The organism is Clostridium ihumii AP5, from assembly GCF_000612845.1.
Lineage (GTDB): Bacteria > Bacillota > Clostridia > Clostridiales > Clostridiaceae > Clostridium_J > Clostridium_J ihumii.
On record NZ_CCAT010000042.1, the window covers coordinates 30484 to 50424 of the forward strand.

At 26.0% G+C, this 19941-nt stretch carries 21 protein-coding genes; 1 reads left to right on the plus strand and 20 read right to left on the minus strand.

Annotated features, from left to right (window positions below; genetic code table 11):
* Positions 1-27: 27 nt before the first annotated feature.
* The 3 genes from BN346_RS05740 to BN346_RS05750 form a co-directional block, all read right to left on the minus strand.
* Complete coding sequence (locus tag BN346_RS05740) at positions 28-1848, minus strand: ABC transporter ATP-binding protein (RefSeq protein ID WP_034440406.1); 1821 nt, start codon at positions 1846-1848, stop codon at positions 28-30.
* Between the two features lie 5 nt (positions 1849-1853).
* Positions 1854-5066, minus strand: a complete 3213-nt coding sequence (locus BN346_RS05745; RefSeq protein ID WP_034440409.1) for a lantibiotic dehydratase — start codon at positions 5064-5066, stop codon at positions 1854-1856.
* 295 nt (positions 5067-5361) lie between these two features.
* On the minus strand, positions 5362-6474 hold the full coding sequence (locus BN346_RS05750; RefSeq protein WP_034440411.1) for an NADH:flavin oxidoreductase: 1113 nt from the start codon (positions 6472-6474) through the stop codon (positions 5362-5364).
* Between the two features lie 224 nt (positions 6475-6698).
* Here BN346_RS05750 and BN346_RS05755 point away from each other — a divergent pair, with 224 nt between their 5' ends.
* A complete protein-coding gene (locus BN346_RS05755) occupies positions 6699-7016 on the plus strand; it encodes a winged helix-turn-helix transcriptional regulator (protein WP_034440413.1) in 318 nt (105 codons plus the stop codon).
* A 230-nt stretch (positions 7017-7246) separates the two neighbouring features.
* Here the strand turns inward: BN346_RS05755 and BN346_RS05760 are convergent, their stop codons facing one another.
* The 17 genes from BN346_RS05760 to BN346_RS05840 form a co-directional block, all read right to left on the minus strand.
* A complete protein-coding gene (locus tag BN346_RS05760) occupies positions 7247-7708 on the minus strand; it encodes an NUDIX hydrolase (RefSeq protein WP_034440416.1) in 462 nt (153 codons plus the stop codon).
* A 26-nt stretch (positions 7709-7734) separates the two neighbouring features.
* Complete coding sequence (locus tag BN346_RS05765) at positions 7735-8685, minus strand: MraY family glycosyltransferase (protein WP_034440418.1); 951 nt, start codon at positions 8683-8685, stop codon at positions 7735-7737.
* A 29-nt stretch (positions 8686-8714) separates the two neighbouring features.
* Complete coding sequence (locus BN346_RS05770; protein ID WP_034440419.1) at positions 8715-9182, minus strand: NUDIX hydrolase; 468 nt, start codon at positions 9180-9182, stop codon at positions 8715-8717.
* 165 nt (positions 9183-9347) lie between these two features.
* Positions 9348-9914, minus strand: coding sequence for a hypothetical protein (locus BN346_RS05775; RefSeq protein ID WP_034440421.1), 567 nt, complete (start codon positions 9912-9914; stop codon positions 9348-9350).
* Between the two features lie 61 nt (positions 9915-9975).
* The gene (locus tag BN346_RS05780) at positions 9976-10701 is read right to left on the minus strand and encodes a class I SAM-dependent methyltransferase (protein ID WP_034440424.1); all 726 of its coding nucleotides are present in this window, start codon (positions 10699-10701) and stop codon (positions 9976-9978) included.
* A 304-nt stretch (positions 10702-11005) separates the two neighbouring features.
* Positions 11006-11911: an SPL family radical SAM protein gene (locus BN346_RS05785; protein WP_034440425.1), complete on the minus strand. Its 906-nt coding sequence runs from the start codon at positions 11909-11911 to the stop codon at positions 11006-11008.
* Between the two features lie 81 nt (positions 11912-11992).
* Complete coding sequence (locus BN346_RS05790) at positions 11993-12304, minus strand: hypothetical protein (RefSeq protein ID WP_034440428.1); 312 nt, start codon at positions 12302-12304, stop codon at positions 11993-11995.
* A gap of 155 nt (positions 12305-12459) precedes the next feature.
* The gene (locus BN346_RS05795) at positions 12460-13107 is read right to left on the minus strand and encodes an alpha/beta hydrolase (protein ID WP_051540075.1); all 648 of its coding nucleotides are present in this window, start codon (positions 13105-13107) and stop codon (positions 12460-12462) included.
* 117 nt (positions 13108-13224) lie between these two features.
* Positions 13225-14145 (minus strand): permease-like cell division protein FtsX, encoded by a 921-nt coding sequence (ftsX, locus tag BN346_RS05800; protein ID WP_034440430.1) that lies wholly within the window; start codon positions 14143-14145, stop codon positions 13225-13227.
* Positions 14135-14821, minus strand: a complete 687-nt coding sequence (gene ftsE / locus BN346_RS05805; protein WP_034440432.1) for a cell division ATP-binding protein FtsE — start codon at positions 14819-14821, stop codon at positions 14135-14137. Before ftsE ends, ftsX begins: the two co-directional genes overlap by 11 nt.
* Positions 14822-14835: 14 nt before the next feature.
* On the minus strand, positions 14836-15924 hold the full coding sequence (locus BN346_RS20435; RefSeq protein WP_051540077.1) for a murein hydrolase activator EnvC family protein: 1089 nt from the start codon (positions 15922-15924) through the stop codon (positions 14836-14838).
* A gap of 560 nt (positions 15925-16484) precedes the next feature.
* The gene (locus BN346_RS05815) at positions 16485-16910 is read right to left on the minus strand and encodes an NUDIX hydrolase (RefSeq protein ID WP_034440434.1); all 426 of its coding nucleotides are present in this window, start codon (positions 16908-16910) and stop codon (positions 16485-16487) included.
* Positions 16911-16912: 2 nt separating this feature from the next.
* Positions 16913-17485 (minus strand): GNAT family N-acetyltransferase, encoded by a 573-nt coding sequence (locus BN346_RS05820; protein ID WP_034440436.1) that lies wholly within the window; start codon positions 17483-17485, stop codon positions 16913-16915.
* A 24-nt stretch (positions 17486-17509) separates the two neighbouring features.
* Positions 17510-17956, minus strand: coding sequence for a GNAT family N-acetyltransferase (locus BN346_RS05825; protein ID WP_034440438.1), 447 nt, complete (start codon positions 17954-17956; stop codon positions 17510-17512).
* 11 nt (positions 17957-17967) lie between these two features.
* Complete coding sequence (locus tag BN346_RS05830; protein ID WP_034440440.1) at positions 17968-18390, minus strand: GNAT family N-acetyltransferase; 423 nt, start codon at positions 18388-18390, stop codon at positions 17968-17970.
* 26 nt (positions 18391-18416) lie between these two features.
* Entirely contained in the window at positions 18417-18857 is a 441-nt protein-coding gene (locus BN346_RS05835) for an NUDIX domain-containing protein (RefSeq protein WP_034440442.1), read from the minus strand.
* A gap of 447 nt (positions 18858-19304) precedes the next feature.
* Positions 19305-19925: an HD domain-containing protein gene (locus BN346_RS05840; RefSeq protein WP_034440444.1), complete on the minus strand. Its 621-nt coding sequence runs from the start codon at positions 19923-19925 to the stop codon at positions 19305-19307.
* Positions 19926-19941: the final 16 nt, after the last annotated feature.

Genomic DNA, 19941 nt, shown 5'->3' on the forward strand with positions numbered 1-19941 from the left:
ATATTTTATATCTTTTTTAGATATCATTTATAAGTTTGAAATGTTTTCATCTAAATTTTGCATGTTATATAAGTAAGCATAATATCCATCTTCATTCATAAGCTTTTCATGAGTTCCATTTTCTACTATTTCTCCATTTTTTAATACTACTATTTCTGCTGCCATTCTTTTAATACTAAAAAGCCTGTGAGTTATAAATATTCCCATCTTATCTTTTATAAGCTCACAACATTTACAAAGCATATTGTATTCAGATATAGGATCTAATGCTGAACTAGGCTCGTCCAATATATAGATATCCGAATCCCTAAAAAAAGCTCTACTTAGTGCAAGTTTTTGCCATTGTCCTCCTGAAAGTTGAACACCATCATCAAACCATACTCCTAATTGGCTATCTAATCCTTCAGATACATTTTCTAAGATATCACTACCATCTGAATTTTCTATAGCATTCACTATTTTTAAATCCTCATTTATTTTCTCTATATCTCCAGATGCTATATTTTCTCTTAATGATAATTCATACCTACTATAATCTTGAAATACTATTCCCATTTTTCTTCTATAGCTTTCTAAGTCTAGTTCTTTTAAATTTATACCATTAATTAAAATATCACCTTCATAATTATCATAAAAACCACATATTATTTTAATTAATGTTGTTTTTCCTGAACCATTATGACCGACTAAAGCTATTTTGCTATCTTTATCTAATTTCAAATTTATATTTTTTATAGCATAGCTACTTCTTTTTTCATACTTGTAACTTACATTTACAAGCTCTATATTCTCTATTTTTTCAATTTTTCTTCCTTCACAAATTTTCTTATGTTTAACCTCTAAATTTATAAATTCAAAAAACATATTTATATAAAGATTATTTTGATATAAACTTACTAAGCTCCATAATAGTGCTGATGTATTGCTTTGAACATTAGATATACACCTTATATAAGCAATTACATTTCCTATAAGAATCTCTCCTACATATCCTGCTCTTATTATTAGAAACATAACGAACGCCCCAATAACTTGATCTAATACTTCAAATATAAAATTCATTTTTGTTCTTTTATTTAATATATTTTTATCTTGTTTTATAAATATTTTATTTATAAATTTAAATTTATCTAAAAAATAAGATGATAAACTATATAATTTTATTTCCTTAAATGAAATGTCATTAGTCAATAAATAGGTCAAATACCATGATTTTCTGGAATCTTGAGCTCTTTCTTTTTGAATCTTGTATTGCAAATTTCCTATTTTAATTGAGTATATAGACGATAATATAGGAACTATTAATATTATTATTACAATCCACCATTTCCACATTATTAAAAGTGCTGCTGTTGAAACTAGTGTTATAATTTGAGCAAGCAACTCTAACATTTTAGAAAATACTTCATAAAGTCTATCACCATTTTCCCCTTGTGCTCTCCTTATCATGTCATATATATCTGAATTTTCAAAATGTTCAAGTTCTAAAGTAGTTGATTTTTCTAAAACTATTACACTAGTTTTATAAGAAAGCTTTAACCTAAATACAGACTCTAAGTATCCTTTTACTTGTCCAATTATAGATGCTAAAAAATTTATACCAATAAAGAATAAAAATGTAGCTACTAAACCCTTCTGTTTTTGAGTCATTTTAAACTGAATTTCATTAATTAAATTTTGAGTAGCAACTATAGTAATACTAGGTAAAAATCCTTGCACTATACTTAAAAAAAATATTATAACTAAATATTTATTGTCTATACTTTTTATAAACTTAAAAACTTGAGGCCAACACTTGAAAGAAGAAAATATTTCTTTTATCGAAATTTTTTCATATTCATTATCCATTATTTCTAATCTCCACTATTTTTCTTTCTTAAATATTCTATTGCATGTAACGAATGTCTTATAAGATGCATGATTTCTTCTTCTATCATATTGTTTCCTATAAGTCTATTACAGTGCATATGTGTTAAACTAAATAAAATACTATCCTTTGAGTTCCAAAGTTGTTTTTTACTGTCTAACTCTTCTAATTTTGTTTTAAAATTTTCTAATGCTTCTCTATTTATTTCAAATAAATTATATAAAGTTTCTCCATTTTCTATTTTTCTTAAGCTTTCCCAGTTATTTTGTGAATTAATTAAAGACATAAATTTTTTTCTATCTTTTTTAAATATATCTCTATACTTACTTTGATCAAATCTATTTTCAAATACTTGCTTTTGTAATTCATAATCTAGCCCTAAGCCTTCTAATATATTAACAATGTTAACCATAGCTATATGAACTATATCCATATCTAATTTTCCTACTCTAAGCAAGTTAATTAAATTTAGAATTAGTAAACTATCTTTATAAAAAACATCTTCTGCTAGTTCTATAAGTTCTTCTCCACCATATCTTTCAACTTCTTTAAAGTAAGTATCAAAAACTACTTTAGTTAAAAGTCCTTCGTCCCTTAAATGTTTAAACCACTTGTTCAATATATTTATAAAATCTTCATCTACTTTTTTACACTTTAATCTAAGTCTTATATGACTTTGAGGATCTGCATATCTTAAAAAGAAAAACTTATCTATTAAATTTTCTTCTTTTAAACTATTGCAAAAATCTAAAAGTTCAAATCCTAAAAATTCATCTATTCTCTTGTAATTGCCATAAAGTTTAAGATATATCCATTCATCACCTATAAATACTTGTCTTTTATCATTTAATGTATTTAATTTAGCATGATTTTTAACATAATCATATTTTGTAGTTAATACATCTTCTTTACTTGATTTATTTTCAATATATTTTTCTTTATTTAAAATAAGTGGAAATACAAACTCAGAAAAATATCCTCCATCCTCACCTTTTAATAAAAGATTATCTATATCTACTTCAACTTCATTTAAAATTACATCAGCATTTCCCCTAGCTTTTAATATATTAAATAATTCCTCTACATGAAGTGGATTATTTAAATTTAAAAGCAATCTATTATCACTATCCTTTTCATATACATAACTAGGAACATTATACTCTTTTCGCCAATTCTCTATAATAATTTTGAATTTTTCTAGTGAACTTGTTTTAGTAATGCCTAATCCATCTAAAGATATCCTCCAAGTTGCTGGCATAATAATTGTTCTATTATATACAATCCTTGGTATATAACTAAAATTTTCTAGTCCATTTTCATATATTCTTTGAAAAACTTCTATAGTGTCGTACTGAGATATTTCTCTAAGAAATCTGTAAATATTACTACCTGACATAATATTTAACATATGACTTGATGCTGCTATAATTCGTTTGTTTAAGCTCTTGCTCCTTATATAAAATTTATTAGTAATTCCATCTATACCTATATATAAATCTTTTATTTCTAATTTCTTTTTATTTTCGCTGTAATTATCAGCTATGACCATCTCATAATCTTTAGCATTCCAGTTTAATGTTACATTAGAAACTCTTCCGCTTTGAGGTAACTCAACAATTTCTGCTATAACATAGTCATTTCCTAATAATTTTTTTTCTTCTTCATTTATTATTTTCATATTTTCATGTATATCATCACCTAATATATCAATAAACCTACCAAAAGTTCTTCCTGCTCCAGCAATACCTGGATTAGGACTTATAGACATTCTAAAATTCCCACTATTAAGCTCCTCATAATTTTTAGCACTTAAAAATGTATAATAGTCTATTGACTTAGGCATTTCATGAAATTTTATGTCTTCTATATTTCTGCCACCCATAAGCTTTAAATTTTCTTTTTTAAGTACAACTTCTTTATCTCCTTTTAAAATACACCTTTCTACTTCTCTAATAATAAATTTATAAAATTTCTCATCTTCTTGAAGTTTTCTTGTTTTTTGTACTTGCTTTGAACTAAACGGTGTTGTATAAGTAGCTGGAGCACCTAATCCTTTATCTTCATCAAGAAGTTCTAATACTGGAACTTCTCTATCCATTCCATAAAACTCCATAAATTCTTCTTTATAAGATTTTATATATTCTTGTTCTCCATTTAAAGTAGACATACTTATTAAAAATTCTATAGTATCAATTATTTCTTCTTTAATTTTTTCACATAAAACTATATTTTCTTTATCTATAGCTAAATCTACTTGTAAGTAATTATCACATTCAAATATTTCTTTCATTAACTTAGTTAAATCTTTATATTCATTTATTCCTTTTCCAATAGGTAGCTTATTGTAATTATCTATTAATGTTTTTATGTTTGAAAGTTTATTGTATATTTCACTAGCTTGTTCAATATTTTTAATTTTTTCTATTACGTAACTTAAGGGATCTTTGTTTATAAGTGGTGTTCTTATATCAGTTATTAAATATTCATTTTCTAATAACTGATTAATAAAGTTTTCTACAATGTTTTCATTTATTCCAGGATTGGCTTCTAAAATTTTTTTAAATAGCTTTTCAAATGGTATTAATTCCTTTGCTTCATTCATAACTAGTTTAACAGGAGATGTAAATCTTATAGATGCACTAAGACTACTTTCTTCTAAATCTTTTTTTATTTGTCCATAATTACTTATATAAGGCATGTCCAATCTTATTCCATTATCTAAACAAAGTGTATTTGATTTAAGTTTCAATTTACGAAGAATACTTTGATTTTGTTCTATGATCTTCATTATTCCATAAAGCCACTCCATATCTGGTCTTGCTCTCTTTTTATGAAATATTACATTATTTATTTTAAGACTTGTCCTATCTCCAAAAGTTCCTGTAGTTACCCCTGAAAATAATCCATATGGAGTTGTTCTTGATGTCATTCTTATAAAATATTTTAAAATTGAACTTATTATTTGTTCTTTCTTAGCTATATTTTTCTCACTATTTAATCTATCTATAGCCTCATTTAATGATGTGCTTGAAATAAGAATTGCTTCATGAATTATAGGATCTTTAGAAATTGAAATTAATTTTTCTATAAATTCTTCTCTTGATATATCAGCACAAAATATATCTTTATAATTTTCAAAAGATAAAATTGGATTTCTCATCATAAAAAAATCTAAACTTTTATAATAGGCTTTATTCATTTTAATTACCTCTCCAATAATTATAGCTACAACTTTAGACACATATTGTAACTGTAGCTTGTATTTATTGTAAAAAATTTACTTGTATCATTCAATAGTTTTTCCTATATTTTACAATTACTTAATATAAAATTAATTTATTATCAGATATAAAAAAGAATTTTTCTATGAGATTTACAGATTTTAAAATAGCATTAAAATGGTATGATACTTATAATATATTATCTTCTACACATCTATGCTAAACAAAAAGATGGCTAGTAATATTAAAACTTCTATCCATCTGCGTTAATTTTTATCTTTTTATATTCATAATGCATCTTTTTCCTGGGGTGTTATAACACATATTACAAGATACACATTTAGGTTTCTTTTTATTATCTGTGTTTTTCCATTTATTTATTAAGTCAGGTTCTGCTGTTAGTGGTCTTGATAATGTAAAATATTCTATTTTAGTTTCATTTAATAATTCTTCCATCACTTCAAAGTGTCTATTCCCACCGACTAATATTACTGGTACATTTACTTTTTCCGCAAGTTCAGTAGCATAGTCTTTAAAATAGGATTCCCTCTCTTTAGAAGTAACTACTTTAGTTCTTGCCGCCCCTAGATTATTATCTACAACTTCTTTAATAGATTCATTTCCACCTGTAACTTCTATGGCATCTATACCCATTTCTGAAAGTTTTGTAGCTACAAACAAGCTATCTTCTTTAGTTAAACCACCTTCTTTTACATAATCTGAAGAATTTAACTTTATAAGTATCGGAAAATCTTTTCCCACTTTTTTTCTTATAGCCTCATATATTTCAAATATAATTCTTCCTCTATTTTCAATACAACCACCATATTCATCAGTTCTTTTATTATAATATGGTGATAAGAATTGGCTTAGTAAATATCCATGACCACTATGAATTTCTACTCCATCAAAGCCTGACCTTTTCACTCTATTTGCTGCTTCTGCATAAGCATCCACTAAGTATTTTATTTCATCTTTTGTCATCTCCTTTGCTAAAGTTTTAGTAACTTCATTTTGCATAGTAGATGGTCCCCATATAGTTCTTTTTCCCACATTATAATTTGTCATAAAACCACCGTAAACTATTTGCATTATGATATTAGCACCATAGGAATGTATCTTATCTGTAAAGCATTTATATTCTTCTATAAAAGAATCATCATATATTCCCATCATTCCTTCATTAGGTTGTTCACCCTTTGTTACAAATGCATATCCTGTAATTATAGTTCCTACTCCTCCTTTAGCTAATTCTTCATATACATCTGATAATTCCTTTGTCAAATGACCATCATTAGATGCCAATGCTTCCCATAATGCCCCTCTTATAAATCTATTTTTCATTTCCATATCTAGTAATTTTGTTTTATCAAAAAGTGATTTCATAAAATACCTCCAAAGTTTATCTAATTTTTATGTTAACTTAATGCTATTTTCTTTTATGAACATAGTATATTCTTTAAAATCTTTCATAACAATTATGCACTTTTTAGTAACTGGCTTTAAAACTTTTAGTATTGCTTTTTCGTATGTGAATATTGTTGTACTATAAAGATTAATACTATAATAAATCTATAATTTATGATCTGTTTACAAGGTAGGTGCAATTTATGGTCACTAATAAAGGAAAAACTTATGTATGTTTATTGGATTTAGCAATGGACTTAATTCGTGGAAAATGGAAAGCTGTTTTGTTATGCCATATGTATGATGGTCCTCAAAGATTTTTAGAACTTCAACGTATAACTAATGGCGTAAGTCATAAAGTTTTAACTGAAAAATTAAAAGAGCTTGAAGATGACAATCTTATTGTACGAACTGATTATTTTGAAAATCCACCTAGAGTAGAATATTCTTTAACAACCATGGGCAAAGAATTAACTTCAACAATAAAAGAAATAGAAAATTGGGCAAAAAAGTACTTTTAATTAATAAATTACTACAGGTTTTCAAGTTCTATTTTGCAAATAATGTTAAGTAGTTGCCTAAAAAAGGGTGTTTTTCAGATATACTGAAAAACACATATATTCCCATAGAATTTATATATTTTAAAACAATGTGTAATTCTAATAATGATATTAAAGATTAGTTAAATAAAAAGAATGCTGTATAAATACATTTTACCTTATTTATATAGCATTCTTTTTATTAATTTAAATTATATATGTAATTCTAAAAATTTATTTATCATCTTTCTATGACTTTTTACAACATTATCTGGTAATTCGCTAATATGAAAATAATTAAATCCTAATGATTCACTTTCATCAATATTTAAAATTCCTTTTACTTCTTTTGTATAATATGCAACAGTAACTGAATGAAATTCATCACCATTGGCAATTTTTATAAAATTTCCTGGTCCTGAAAACACATCTATAAGATTTAACTTTCCAACTTTTAACCCTGTTTCTTCAAATACTTCTCTTCTAGCTGTGTCTTCTATAGATTCACCTAATTCCATGAGTCCTCCTGGTAATCCCCATCTTCCATATGCTGTAGTTTTACGTTTTTGCAATAATATTTTATTCTCATCATTTATAATAATTGTAGTAGCTCCCACTAAAATAAGTGGTCTATGTCCAACTAAATTTCTTAATTCTGATACATAATTACTCATATTTTCTTCCCTTTCTAACAATTATTTTATAACTTAAGTAGCAATAAAATAATTGAAGACAAACTTAAACATATGCTTATTAATGATATAAATACAACAACTTGCTTTGGCTTTAATCCAGTTGCTAATAATCTATGGTGAATCTGACTTGCATCTGCTGCATAAATAGGTTTGCCCTTCAAAGCTCTTTTTATAACTACATATATATTATCAAATATAGGAACACCTAAAACTAAAATAGGTATGCCAATTGATATTACTGTAGCTTGTTTGAATGCACCATCAAGAGCAATTATTGCTAATATAAACCCTGTAAAATTAGCTCCTGAATCACCCATATAAATCTTGGCTGGATATTTATTATATTTTAAAAATCCAATTAATGATCCAACTAATAGTATAGACATCATTGCAGAATCAGTCTGATTTTTTGCAAGTGCAACTATAAATAATGTTGTACCTGCAATAGATGATAATGTTCCCGCAAGTCCATCTACTCCATCTGACCAATTTATAACAGTTGTTACTCCTAAAATCCAAGTAATAGTCAAAATAAAGCTTATTTCTTTAGGAAGCATAATGTATTCATTTCTAAATGGGTCTGTATATCCTTTAAATGCAATTCCCCCATAATATATAATAATAGCTGCTACAATTTGAATTATTAACCTAGGTAAAACGCCAAATTCTTTACCCTTGGTTTTATACCAATCATCAATTATTCCAATTCCAAAAATCAACAATGATGCTATTAAAATATGTATTACTTCCTTTTCTAATGGTCTTATAAATATAAAACACCCACAAAAGAAAGCTATATAAAATCCAACACCTCCTAATAAAGGAACTGCTTTTTCTTGTTTTTTTCTTTTTGTTGGTTTATCTAAAAAATCAATTTTATTTGCAAGCTTTATTAAAATAGGTGTCAATACATATACTATAAAAAATACTGTTAACGCAGCATAAAAATAGTTCATAACCTATCCTCCTTTTTGTACTAATATGATTAAATAATTATATTTTTATAATGTTTTATAAAATCATCTATTATACATCTTATAGGTGGACTTATTTTTTTAGGTATATTATCTATTTCAAAAAACCTCGCATCCTTTCCTTCACTTTTATCAACTACAATTTCCCCCTCAAAATCTTTACATATATATGTAGCTGTTACATTATATACTTCATTTCCATCTGGATATTTATAATAAAGCTTCTTACCAGAATAAATATTGAAAATATTTAGCCCTTTGCATAAGAGTCCAACTTCTTCTTTTACTTCTCGTATAGCTGTATCTTCTAATGATTCTTTAAGTTCCATTGCACCACCAGGCAATCCCCACATATCATTGTCAATTCTATGATGTAATAATATTCTATTATTTTTATCTAATATAATTACATTTGCTCCACACATTATTATAGGTCTTGTTCCTATTATTTTTCTTAAATCTTCAATATAATTAGGCATAATTCTTCTCCTTCGTCTACTGAATTTTGCGAATTATTTATTATTTCTACATAACTAACTAAATCCCTTTAATTTAGCAATACAAAAAAAGATGACTAGTAATATTAGAATTTCTATCCATCTTCTTTTTATATTATACTTTTTATTTTTCAAATTAGCTTTTATCTATTCTAATACATTATTACCTAATATGTTTAATAACATTGCCTTAGCTTCTTCCGGTAACTCACCATATGTTATTACTTTACTTTCACCTAAATTCATTACTTCTACTTTTTCATATGATTTTTCTTTTTCTTTTATTTCATCGATTTTCTTACTACTTTCATTTAGTAATTCTATAAGTGTTTTTTGTTTTTTAGGTTTTTCATTTTCTGCTAATGGTGTTTCATATCTAACACCATCTATTACAATCCACCTACATCTCTCATCTTTTCCTAACTCCATTACATTATTAGATAATGGAGGCGTTAAAGCCGCTGATTGTATTTTATTAAAATCACCTCGTCCTACTTTAACCATGCCTTTTAAAACTGGAGTAAGTCCACCAGTTCCATTGCTTACCCAATTATTCTTATCTTGTGCATAACTACTCGCCTCTGAACTTATCTCTATAATATCTTTATATTCCTTACTTAAATCAACTTTAGAATCATTTTCAGTATTATTTATTTTATTAAAATTATCACTTATTTTATTAACTTGAAAATTATTTCCAATTTTATCTATCATATCTACCACCTCTATTAAATAACATCGTGATTTATCTAATAAACTATATAGCTATTTTAAATTAGATACCCTTTCTTAATAAAATATGATTATAAAATGCTATATTTTTATAATCCTCTATTTCTGAAACTTTCATTTCCAGTTGAAACATTTTTTCTTTCCAACTCTCTTCATACTTTATTTCATTATTTTGACCTAATCCAAAAAACGTCCTAATTCCAAATGTTTTTTCAACGTTAATATCCATGTCAGAACACCAATTTTTTATGTCATTTACATTATAATAATTTATATTTCCAAAATAAGCAGCATTAGCTTCTTCACCATTAAATATTGAAATCGCCTCATCTATATTATTTTCAAAAATTGCCTTTTGCATTATACGTCCATTATGATTATGTTTTACAATAGATATTAATCCATTTGGTTTAAGTATCCTATAAAATTCTTTAAATATATCTTCTCTTTCTTTTGCATACTCAAAAACATTATGACATAATATAACATCAAAATAATTATCAGATTGGTTTGTAAGTTTTTCTATACCACCAATAATTTGGTTATAATTATTCTCACACAATCGTGTCTTTACCATATCCATATCCGGTTCAATTGCCATTACATCATTATTAATTGCTAAATAATTTGAAGTAATTCCAAGCCCACTTCCAAAATCAAGCACCTTGCAATTCTCTATTTTAGGTAACTGCTCCCAAAGCATTTTATAGAACAATTCATTCCACGGTTTTTTTGTATTTTCCACGTATATTTTAAAATCATTATTCATTTCTCCATCCCCCAAATTTTTATAAGAATATAAATTAAAATTATTCATATTTCAATTAAGAATTTAAATCTAGATTTTCTAAATTGACATATTACAATATAGGGTTCCAAGTTCATCTTCATAATTATTAGTTCCAAAACTTGGATACCCTTAAGAGTGAGACTAGCTCGGAATCATTTTATAGTAAGTATTTCTTTTGAAAGCAATATATTTACAACTTAAAAAATAGTTTTAAATTCGAGCTTGTTTCCCTATAATATTGTAAAAAATCGAAACCCCAATTACACTATTTTAAACTCTTAATTTATATATAATCGAATATTGATAATTGAACATTTTCTGATTGATTTAATTTTTCTTTCATTGGTTTTGTATAGCTACTTGAAAGATTATATTTATCCCTTAACTCATTTATCATTAAATACAAGTCATTTTTGTATTCTTTATTAGCTCCTCCATTTTTATATAACGCCCCAAAATCATCATATAATTCAGAAAACTCTTCTTTTATAAAATTAAAAAACAATACTCTTGTATTCCCTCTTAAATACAGTGTTCCTGGAAGTACATAGTCCACTTTGCATTCACTTGCAATTTTAAACATCTCATCAAAATTCTCATACTTATCTGTTATATATGGAATTATGGGCATAACATGTAATCCAGTACTTACATTAGTCTTTCTAAATTCTTTTAAAACTTCAAACCTTTCTAAGCTTTTAGCACCAAATGGCTCTATCTTTTTTCTAATATTTTCATCCATAGTGGTTATTGTTTCTGCCACATTAACATAAGTTAACCTTGATAATTCATCTATTAAATCATAATCTCTTAAAATAAGTTTTGATTTAGTAGAAATTATAGCATGTGTTTTATATTTTATAAGTAATTTTAATATTTCTGGCATAATTTTATATTTGTTTTCAATTGGTTGATAACTATCTGTTACACCTCCAATATTTATAATCTCTCTCTTCCAACTATTACTTTTAAGTTCCTTTTCAAGCTCATCTACTATATTAGTTTTTATATGAATATCATTAAAAAATTCTGATGAATTCATGTATTTATGTGAATACATAGCAAAGCAGTATTTACAGCCATGCTGACATCCCCTATAAATATTTAAATCCCAGCCATAAGGATTTTTTCTTTTCAATTTATTTAAAGCATTTTTGCACATCTCTTCCGTAATCTTTATATCATTCATCGTATATTTCCTTTTATTAAATTATTATTTTTACAAAAATTAAAATGGTAGCATAACTTATACTACCATTTTAATTCCTATTTAGATAATACCACAATTAGCTAATGAAGTTCCTATTATACATATACTCTCCATTACTAACATAAATAAAGCCAAAATGCTTCCACCTTTAGCTAGGTAATCATCTTTATGTTTAAATCCTAAAATTACTGCAACAATTAAAAAAATTGTTGATATAATAACATGAGGAAATGGTATTCCTATAAATTCGAAAAAATATCGTCCTATTTCTTTACCACCTATGCTACTAAATGAAAATAAAATAGCAAATAAAGAAAATGGCACTGTCAAACTCCCGATTCCCCATTTCTTAGTATTTAATGCTTTTTCCATAACATCACCACCTAAATTTTAAACTTTTCTTTGTAATTATATAACAAAAATTAACATTATTCAAATTTATTTCATTTTTTAGATAATTATAGGATAAAAATTAAAAATATCTACTTACATTATTCAAAACTTTATTTGCATTATATAATAATTAGTTATAGATATTTTTTAATTTTGACCCTCACAAATTTTGCACATAATTTAGTTACATACTCCAAAATTTCTAAACTCTTAATATAACTATTATCTATTTCAAGTGAATGTGTGGCATCTTCAATTATATATAAGTTTACTAAATCATATTTTTCTATTTCATTAATATATTGTTTATTAAAAAATTTATCGTTTGTTCCTACAATTACATCACATTTACAATTTTTCATATATTGCATTGTATCAATTACAGGTGTTAAAAATAAATTATCAACTTTATCATATCCTATAAATTTACTAATTTCACCTGCAATTACTGTTCCTAAACTTTTACTAATAAAAAATATGTTTTCATATGAATTATTCATACACTTTTTGATAACTTCCTTTGATTCAAAAACTATTTGTTTTAAAAAATTTTCTTCATATGTTTTATTTGCTTTATAATATCCATATTCTAAACTTAATACATCACAACCTGACAATAATGTTGCCTTTCTAGCATAGTGTAATATTGGATCACTACATGTTCCATCACTACCTGGAAATATTACTACAATAGACTTTGATTTAGGTGTATGTGTCAAAAATAAATTATCTAACTCTTGTCCAAAACAAGAATTTATCTTAACTATAAATTTATTAATCAATAAATCACCCCTTTATATCATATAATATATATTTCTTTATAATATTTTCAATTCCTTTAAAATAGAAAAATCATATCAAAATAGTATAAATTATTTTGATATGATTTATATTTTATTCTATACTTTTAAATATTTTCTAATTGATATTAAACTTCCAAGAATCCCAATTCCACTACCTATTAAAATCATTATAGGTACTAATAGAATTAAAAGACTGCTTAAACTTGGCATAACGAATCCACTTATCATTTGACTAAGAACATTGGTTATAGTTCCTGTTGCACTATAGTATATTATGGATATTACTCCTGCACTTAAAAGTGCTCCTATAGTTCCAATTAAAAATCCTTCCATTATAAATGGCAATCGTATGTAATTATTAGTTGCTCCTATGTACTTAATTATACTAATTTCTTTTTTTCTCACAAAAATTGCTACTTTAATACTATTAGATATTAAAAGTACTGATGCAACAACTAATCCAATTATAAAAGCTCCACCTATAATCTTAGTATACTTACTAAACTTTTGTAAAAAGCTTGTTATTACACTACTATCATTAACCTTATATATAGCTTCCAAGGAATCTACATTTTCCTTTACTTCCTCATTTTTAGTAGGCTCTACAGTTTTTATAGAAAAACTTGCTGGTATTGGATTTTTGGTTTCTTCCACTACTTCATTAAGAATTTGAGCCATTTCTGTGTCACCTTGTGTAGATAAGCTTTCATTGTATTCTTTAAGTCCCTCTTCTGATGAAACATATTCTACACTTTTAACATTATCCATATTCTCTATTTCTTTTTGCAATGATGCTACTTCACTTTTTTCTATATTTTCATCTAAAAAAGCAACTACTTCAACTTCACCTTGCATATTATTAATGTTTTCATTAACTATATTTATAAACATGTATACTATTCCAAATATACTTAATGATATAAAAACTGTACTAATAGCTACAATAGAAACTAGCCTATTTTTTAGCATATTATAAAATCCTTCTTTAAATAATCCTGTTGCAGTTTTAAGCTTCAATTATATACTCACCATCCTCATTATCACTAATAATTACTCCTTTGCTCATACTAATTACTCTCTTTTTCAAAGAGTTAACAATATTAGTATCATGGGTAGCCATAATTACAGTTGTACCACGATTATTTATATCAACTAATAAATCCACAATTTCTTTTGCTGTAATTGGATCTAAATTTCCTGTAGGCTCATCTGCAAGTAATATTTTAGGTTCATTTATAATTGCCCTTGCTACTGCAACTCTTTGTTGTTCTCCACCCGATAATTCATGAGGATAACAATTTGCTTTCTTATGAAGTCCTACTAATTTTAATATTTGAGGAACTTTTTTATTTATATCATTTTCCTCTGCTTCAACTACTTTCATTGCATATTCAACATTTTGATATACTGTTTTTTGTGGTAGTAATCTAAAATCTTGAAATACTACACCAATTTTTCTTCTAAAATAAGGCATGTCCTTTTCTTTAATTGAAAAAATATTACAATTATCAACATTAATTATACCTTTTGTTGCTTTTGTTTCTCCTAATATCATTTTTATTACAGAAGATTTCCCTGAACCAGATAATCCAACTAAAAAAACAAACTCTCCTGAACTAACTTTCATATTTATATTATTTACTGCTACATTTTTATCATTATAATTTTTTGTAACATTTTTAAAGTTTATCATTAATAAGCCTCCATTTACTTTTGTAAATAACCCATTGGATCCACAAATGAACCATTTAATTGCACTCCAAAATGACTATGATTACCTGTAGAATTTCCTGTTGTTCCTACAGTTGCTATATTTTGTCCTTTTGAAACCTTTTGACCTACACTGACTAAAAGTGAAGTATTATGTGCATAATAAGTAAGTAATCCGCCACCATGATCTATTATAACTAAATTTCCATAAGATGAGCTGTAACTAGATGTAATTACAGTTCCTCCATTAGCTGCAACTACTGGTGTTCCAGCTGGTGCTGGTATATCTATTGCATTATGATACTTAGTTTCTCCAGTAAATGGATCTGCTCTATATCCAAAATAAGAAGAAATATTGTAGTATCCCACAACTGGCCACATCATTTGACCGCCTTCATATTTTCCTCCACTAGCCATACTTGCTGCTTCTTTTTCTAATGTTTTAATTTCTTCTTCTAGGTCACTTTGAATTTTTGATAACTTTTTCTTTTCTTCAGTTTGTTTACTCTTCAAGCCTTCAAGTTTTACTTTTTCAGTTTCTGCAACTTTTTTCTTTTCTTCAATTTCTTTTATTTGATTTTCTAATTTAGTTTTCTTTTCTTTTAAGTTGCTTTCAAGTTCATTAATTTCATCTACTAATGAATTATTATTTTTTATTAAATTGCTTACCATTTCAAATCTCATTATAAAATTATTTAAATCTTTAGATTGCAATAATAACGCTAAATAACCTGTAGCATTTTGTTCATATTGAATCTTCATAACAGATCTTATAAGTTCATATTTTTCTTTTTTAGAAACTTCAGCAGCTTCTATATCTTTTTTTATTTTCTCATTTTCTTTTTCTAATTTAGCATTTTCACTTTCTATATTAGCAATATTTTTTTTAGTACTATCTATTTGACTTTGTAATTTTTCAGTTTCTTTCTCTAAGTTTCTTAAATTTTCAATTACCTTATCTAATTCCGCATTTGCATCTTCTATTGTTTTTTCAGCACCATAAACTACTGAAAAACTACTGCTGTAAAAAGCTATATTTATAGCGCCTACCATTGCTAAAATTAAAGCTATACTTTTCTTTCTCATAATAAAACATCTCCTCTTTCCACACAAAGTTATAATATTTTAAATAAACCTTGTGGCTTGTCTTGTTTAATTTCAAGTTTTGGAATGAATAAGTTAATAAGGAAACTTGAAATTTTTCACTTTATTTGTGAATACATTGCCTATATTTTCTAATTAATATATTTTTTTATAAAATATGAATTATTTAGGAATATTTGAACACATATTCATGTAAGCGTTTTTTATTTTACTTTATTATTAAACAAATGTCAATAAAACACCCCTTACCATAAAATTTTATAATCACAAAAACGTTAGAGGCAACTGATCTTAAATCAGTTGCCTCTATTTATAGGGTTCCAAATTCAAATTTTAAATAACATCTTTATGAAATGATATTGTTAAACTTACAATTTTTTCTATTTTTATATTTGGAACCAAGTAAGAGTTTGGAAATCCAAATTTTACATTCATTTTCAATTAAACTAATTAGAATTCTCAACTGAAACATTAATAACATTACCTTTATTTGATACTTAAATAATCTTATTTTCAAATTTGAAATCTTATAGAAATTTCATTTAAAATTTACTTTGAATATTATAGAGTTTTTCTAATGCAACTAAATTATGCTTCCATTTTAAATATTTTTTTGCTTCATCATATGAACACCATTTATATTCTTCATGCTCATTTGATATTTTTATGTCTACAATATTTTTAATTTTAACTGCAAAGCAATAGTCTTTCATCTCCATTAATTCACCATTCTTTGGTTCTTCATATTCAAATGTATAATTTAAATCTATAATATCATCTACATTAACTATTCCTGTTTCTTCAAAAACTTCACGAATTACTGTGTCTCTTAATTCTTCTTTGTTTTCAACACCTCCTGAAACAGGCTGCCAATAACCACTTCTTTCTGGTGTACGTTTTAAAATTAAAACATTAAAATATGGATTTAAACAAAAAACAAATGCTTGTACATTAGTTCTCTTTTTCATAATTATTTATCCTCACTATTATAATATTCTTCTTTAAGTATTGAATAATAACTACAATCAACTAAATTTCCTTCATTATTTCTAGCAATTTTTCTTAGTGTACCTTCATAAGTTAAATTGCACTTTTTCATAACTTTTTCTGATGCAATATTGTTTACATCAAATCTAGCTGCTATACGCTTAAATCCTATTTCATTGAATCCAAAGTCAATTACTTTTAATAATGCTTCTGTCATAATCCCTCTATTCCAAAATGCCTCTCCAATACAATATCCTACCTCGCAATTTTCAGTATCATCATCAATCTCTAATAAAGTGATATTCCCAATAACACCCTTATATTCTTTTAACTCAATAGCCCAATTATACTGTTTTTCATTTTTATAACCATTTACCCAAAAGTCCACAAGTTTTTTACTTGTTTCTATATTATTATGAGGTGTCCAAGATAAGTATTTTGTTACCTCACTATGCGATGACCAATTATTAAACATATCTATTGCATCATCTTCTCTAAATCTTCTTAAAGTAAGTCTCTTAGTTTCTAAATTTTCTGTTCCCTTATGATTTAACATATCAAACACATCCCTCTAATTTTTTCACAATATCAATTTATATATACAATGTCTACATATTCCATCATACCATGCAAAATAATCCTTAGGCACATCAGTTATTTCTTTTAAAATTCCACCTAATCTTTCAATTATTCTTCTTGATGCATAATTAAATTCATTACATGTTATATAAATAAAATCCATACCATGTTCTTTTGCTATGTTTAAAACTAATTTAGACGCATGAAATGAATATGAATGCCCTCTAAAACTTTTATCAATTTCATATCCAATATTTCCGTTATAGTATGAATCATAATTCTCTCCTATTCTTATACTTATTTTACCAATATTTTTATTTGATTTATTTTCATATATATCATAATAATAAAATGGCAATAAATTTTTATCTCCTTTAGACTTTTCAATTATTTTTAAATGAACTATATCATTTTCTAATTCATCAAACTTAGATATAAATTCAAACATTCTACTTTCCCCTAATCTTCTACATAATCTGTTTTGAAAGGATATCTTGAATATGCTGTTTTATGTTTTTTAAAACTTAATTTCTTATAAAATTCTTCATTTCCAAAAGTTGAAGTTAAGTGAATTGGAATATTATCATTACCTTTTAATAATTCATTCATTACTCCTCTTCCTATACCTTTTTTTTGATATTCAGGTAATACCCCCACATCAAATATAGCACCATAGCATACTCCGTCTGATATCATTCTTCCAGCACCAACTAATTTTTCTTTATCCCAAGCAGTTACAACCTTATAACTGCTTTCAAATGCAATTTTAATTTTTTCATATTCATTATTGTTTATAAATCTTTTTAACAATCCTACTCTCTCATACAATTCACAAAGTTTATCCCACTGAATTTCATCTAATGATACTTTATAAATAATCATGAAATACTCCTTATACATATTTATTATTAAATTCTGTTTAAGACAGCTTGTTCTACAGCCCATTTTTGATGTTCTAAATACATTTTACTATTCAAATCACTTATAGAAATCCATTCAAACTTATGATTTTTTTCTATAGGATCTTTTATTTTTTCTTTCAAATTTGCACTATAAAAATATCCTATTGGGTGAAAATAATCTCCTTTATCCTCTGACAAACAATATTTATCTGCTTTACATAAAATTTCTTTTACTTCTACATCATAACCAGTTTCTTCAATGCACTCTCTTTTAAGACATTCTTCATGATTTTCTTTATACTTTATTCCACCACCAATAAGAAAATTACCCTTATTTGTTCTTACTGTTGCTACATTTCCTTCATTATTAAAAATAATGGCATAAACACCCTCTCTGTCTCTATACACTTCATTTTCTAACTTAATTCCAAAGGTTTTTGTTAACATAACCCTCATCTCCAATGCCTATGATACTTTTTATAAATAAATTTTTTTGATTGTTTACTAGTTCTTATTCATATCTTATTTCTTTTTAAAATTATGCTATAGAGTTCCAAATTTAAAGTAATGTCTTTCTCAATTGAAAAACTTTTTTCTTTTCCTACTACCATTCTAATTTAATATTTGAATAATTTCATTTTTCACCTTGGAACCCTATATAGGGTTTCAAGTTCATCTTTAAAATTATTGCTTCAAAAATTTGGACACCCTCAAGAGTGAGACTAGCTCCGAATCATTTTAAAGTAAGCATTTCTTTTAAAAGCGATATATTTACAGCTTTAAAAATAGTTTTGAATTCGAGCTTGTTTCCCTATATCCTCTTTCTTTTTAAAATTATACTAAAGAACACTTTTAATTCCTGTTAAAAGTGTTCTTTGATAAATAACTTATTTTCTACTTAAATGTATTTTCCTTCACATTTGGTAGTACATCATAAATTGATTTTCTCATCTTGTTTTCTAAATATTCCTTATTTTCAAAAGTTGATTTCCATCTTGGTATTGTATATTCATTAAACCCACCTCTAAGTGTGGTATCTACAAGTCTTTTTTCAATTAGACAATGCCCACTTGGTAATGATATATAATCACATAACTTTATCAATTTATCATAATCTGATTCTTTCTCTCTACTTAAATATTCAGTTACAAACTTATGTTCTTCTTCTGTTCCATCCCATCTTCCAACAATAATAACTTCATTATCAAGCTCAAAAGATGTATGGCTTAAACAAATTTTTCCTGCCATTTCATATCCATTTTCTTTTAAATATTTAAATCCATCAAATCCATGCCTCATGCCATGTATACCCTCTCTTCTACCTATATCATGTAGAAGTCCTAAAATATAAGCAAGTTCTGAATCTAATTCTTCTATTTCCTCTGCTATAAGCCTTGCTGACTCTGCTACATTAATAGAATGTTCAAACCATGGACCTGGATTTAAATCCTTAGCTTCATTTAACATACTCATTGCTTCTTCCTTTGTTGGTACCCCATTAATACAATAATTCATAATAAATTCTCCCTAA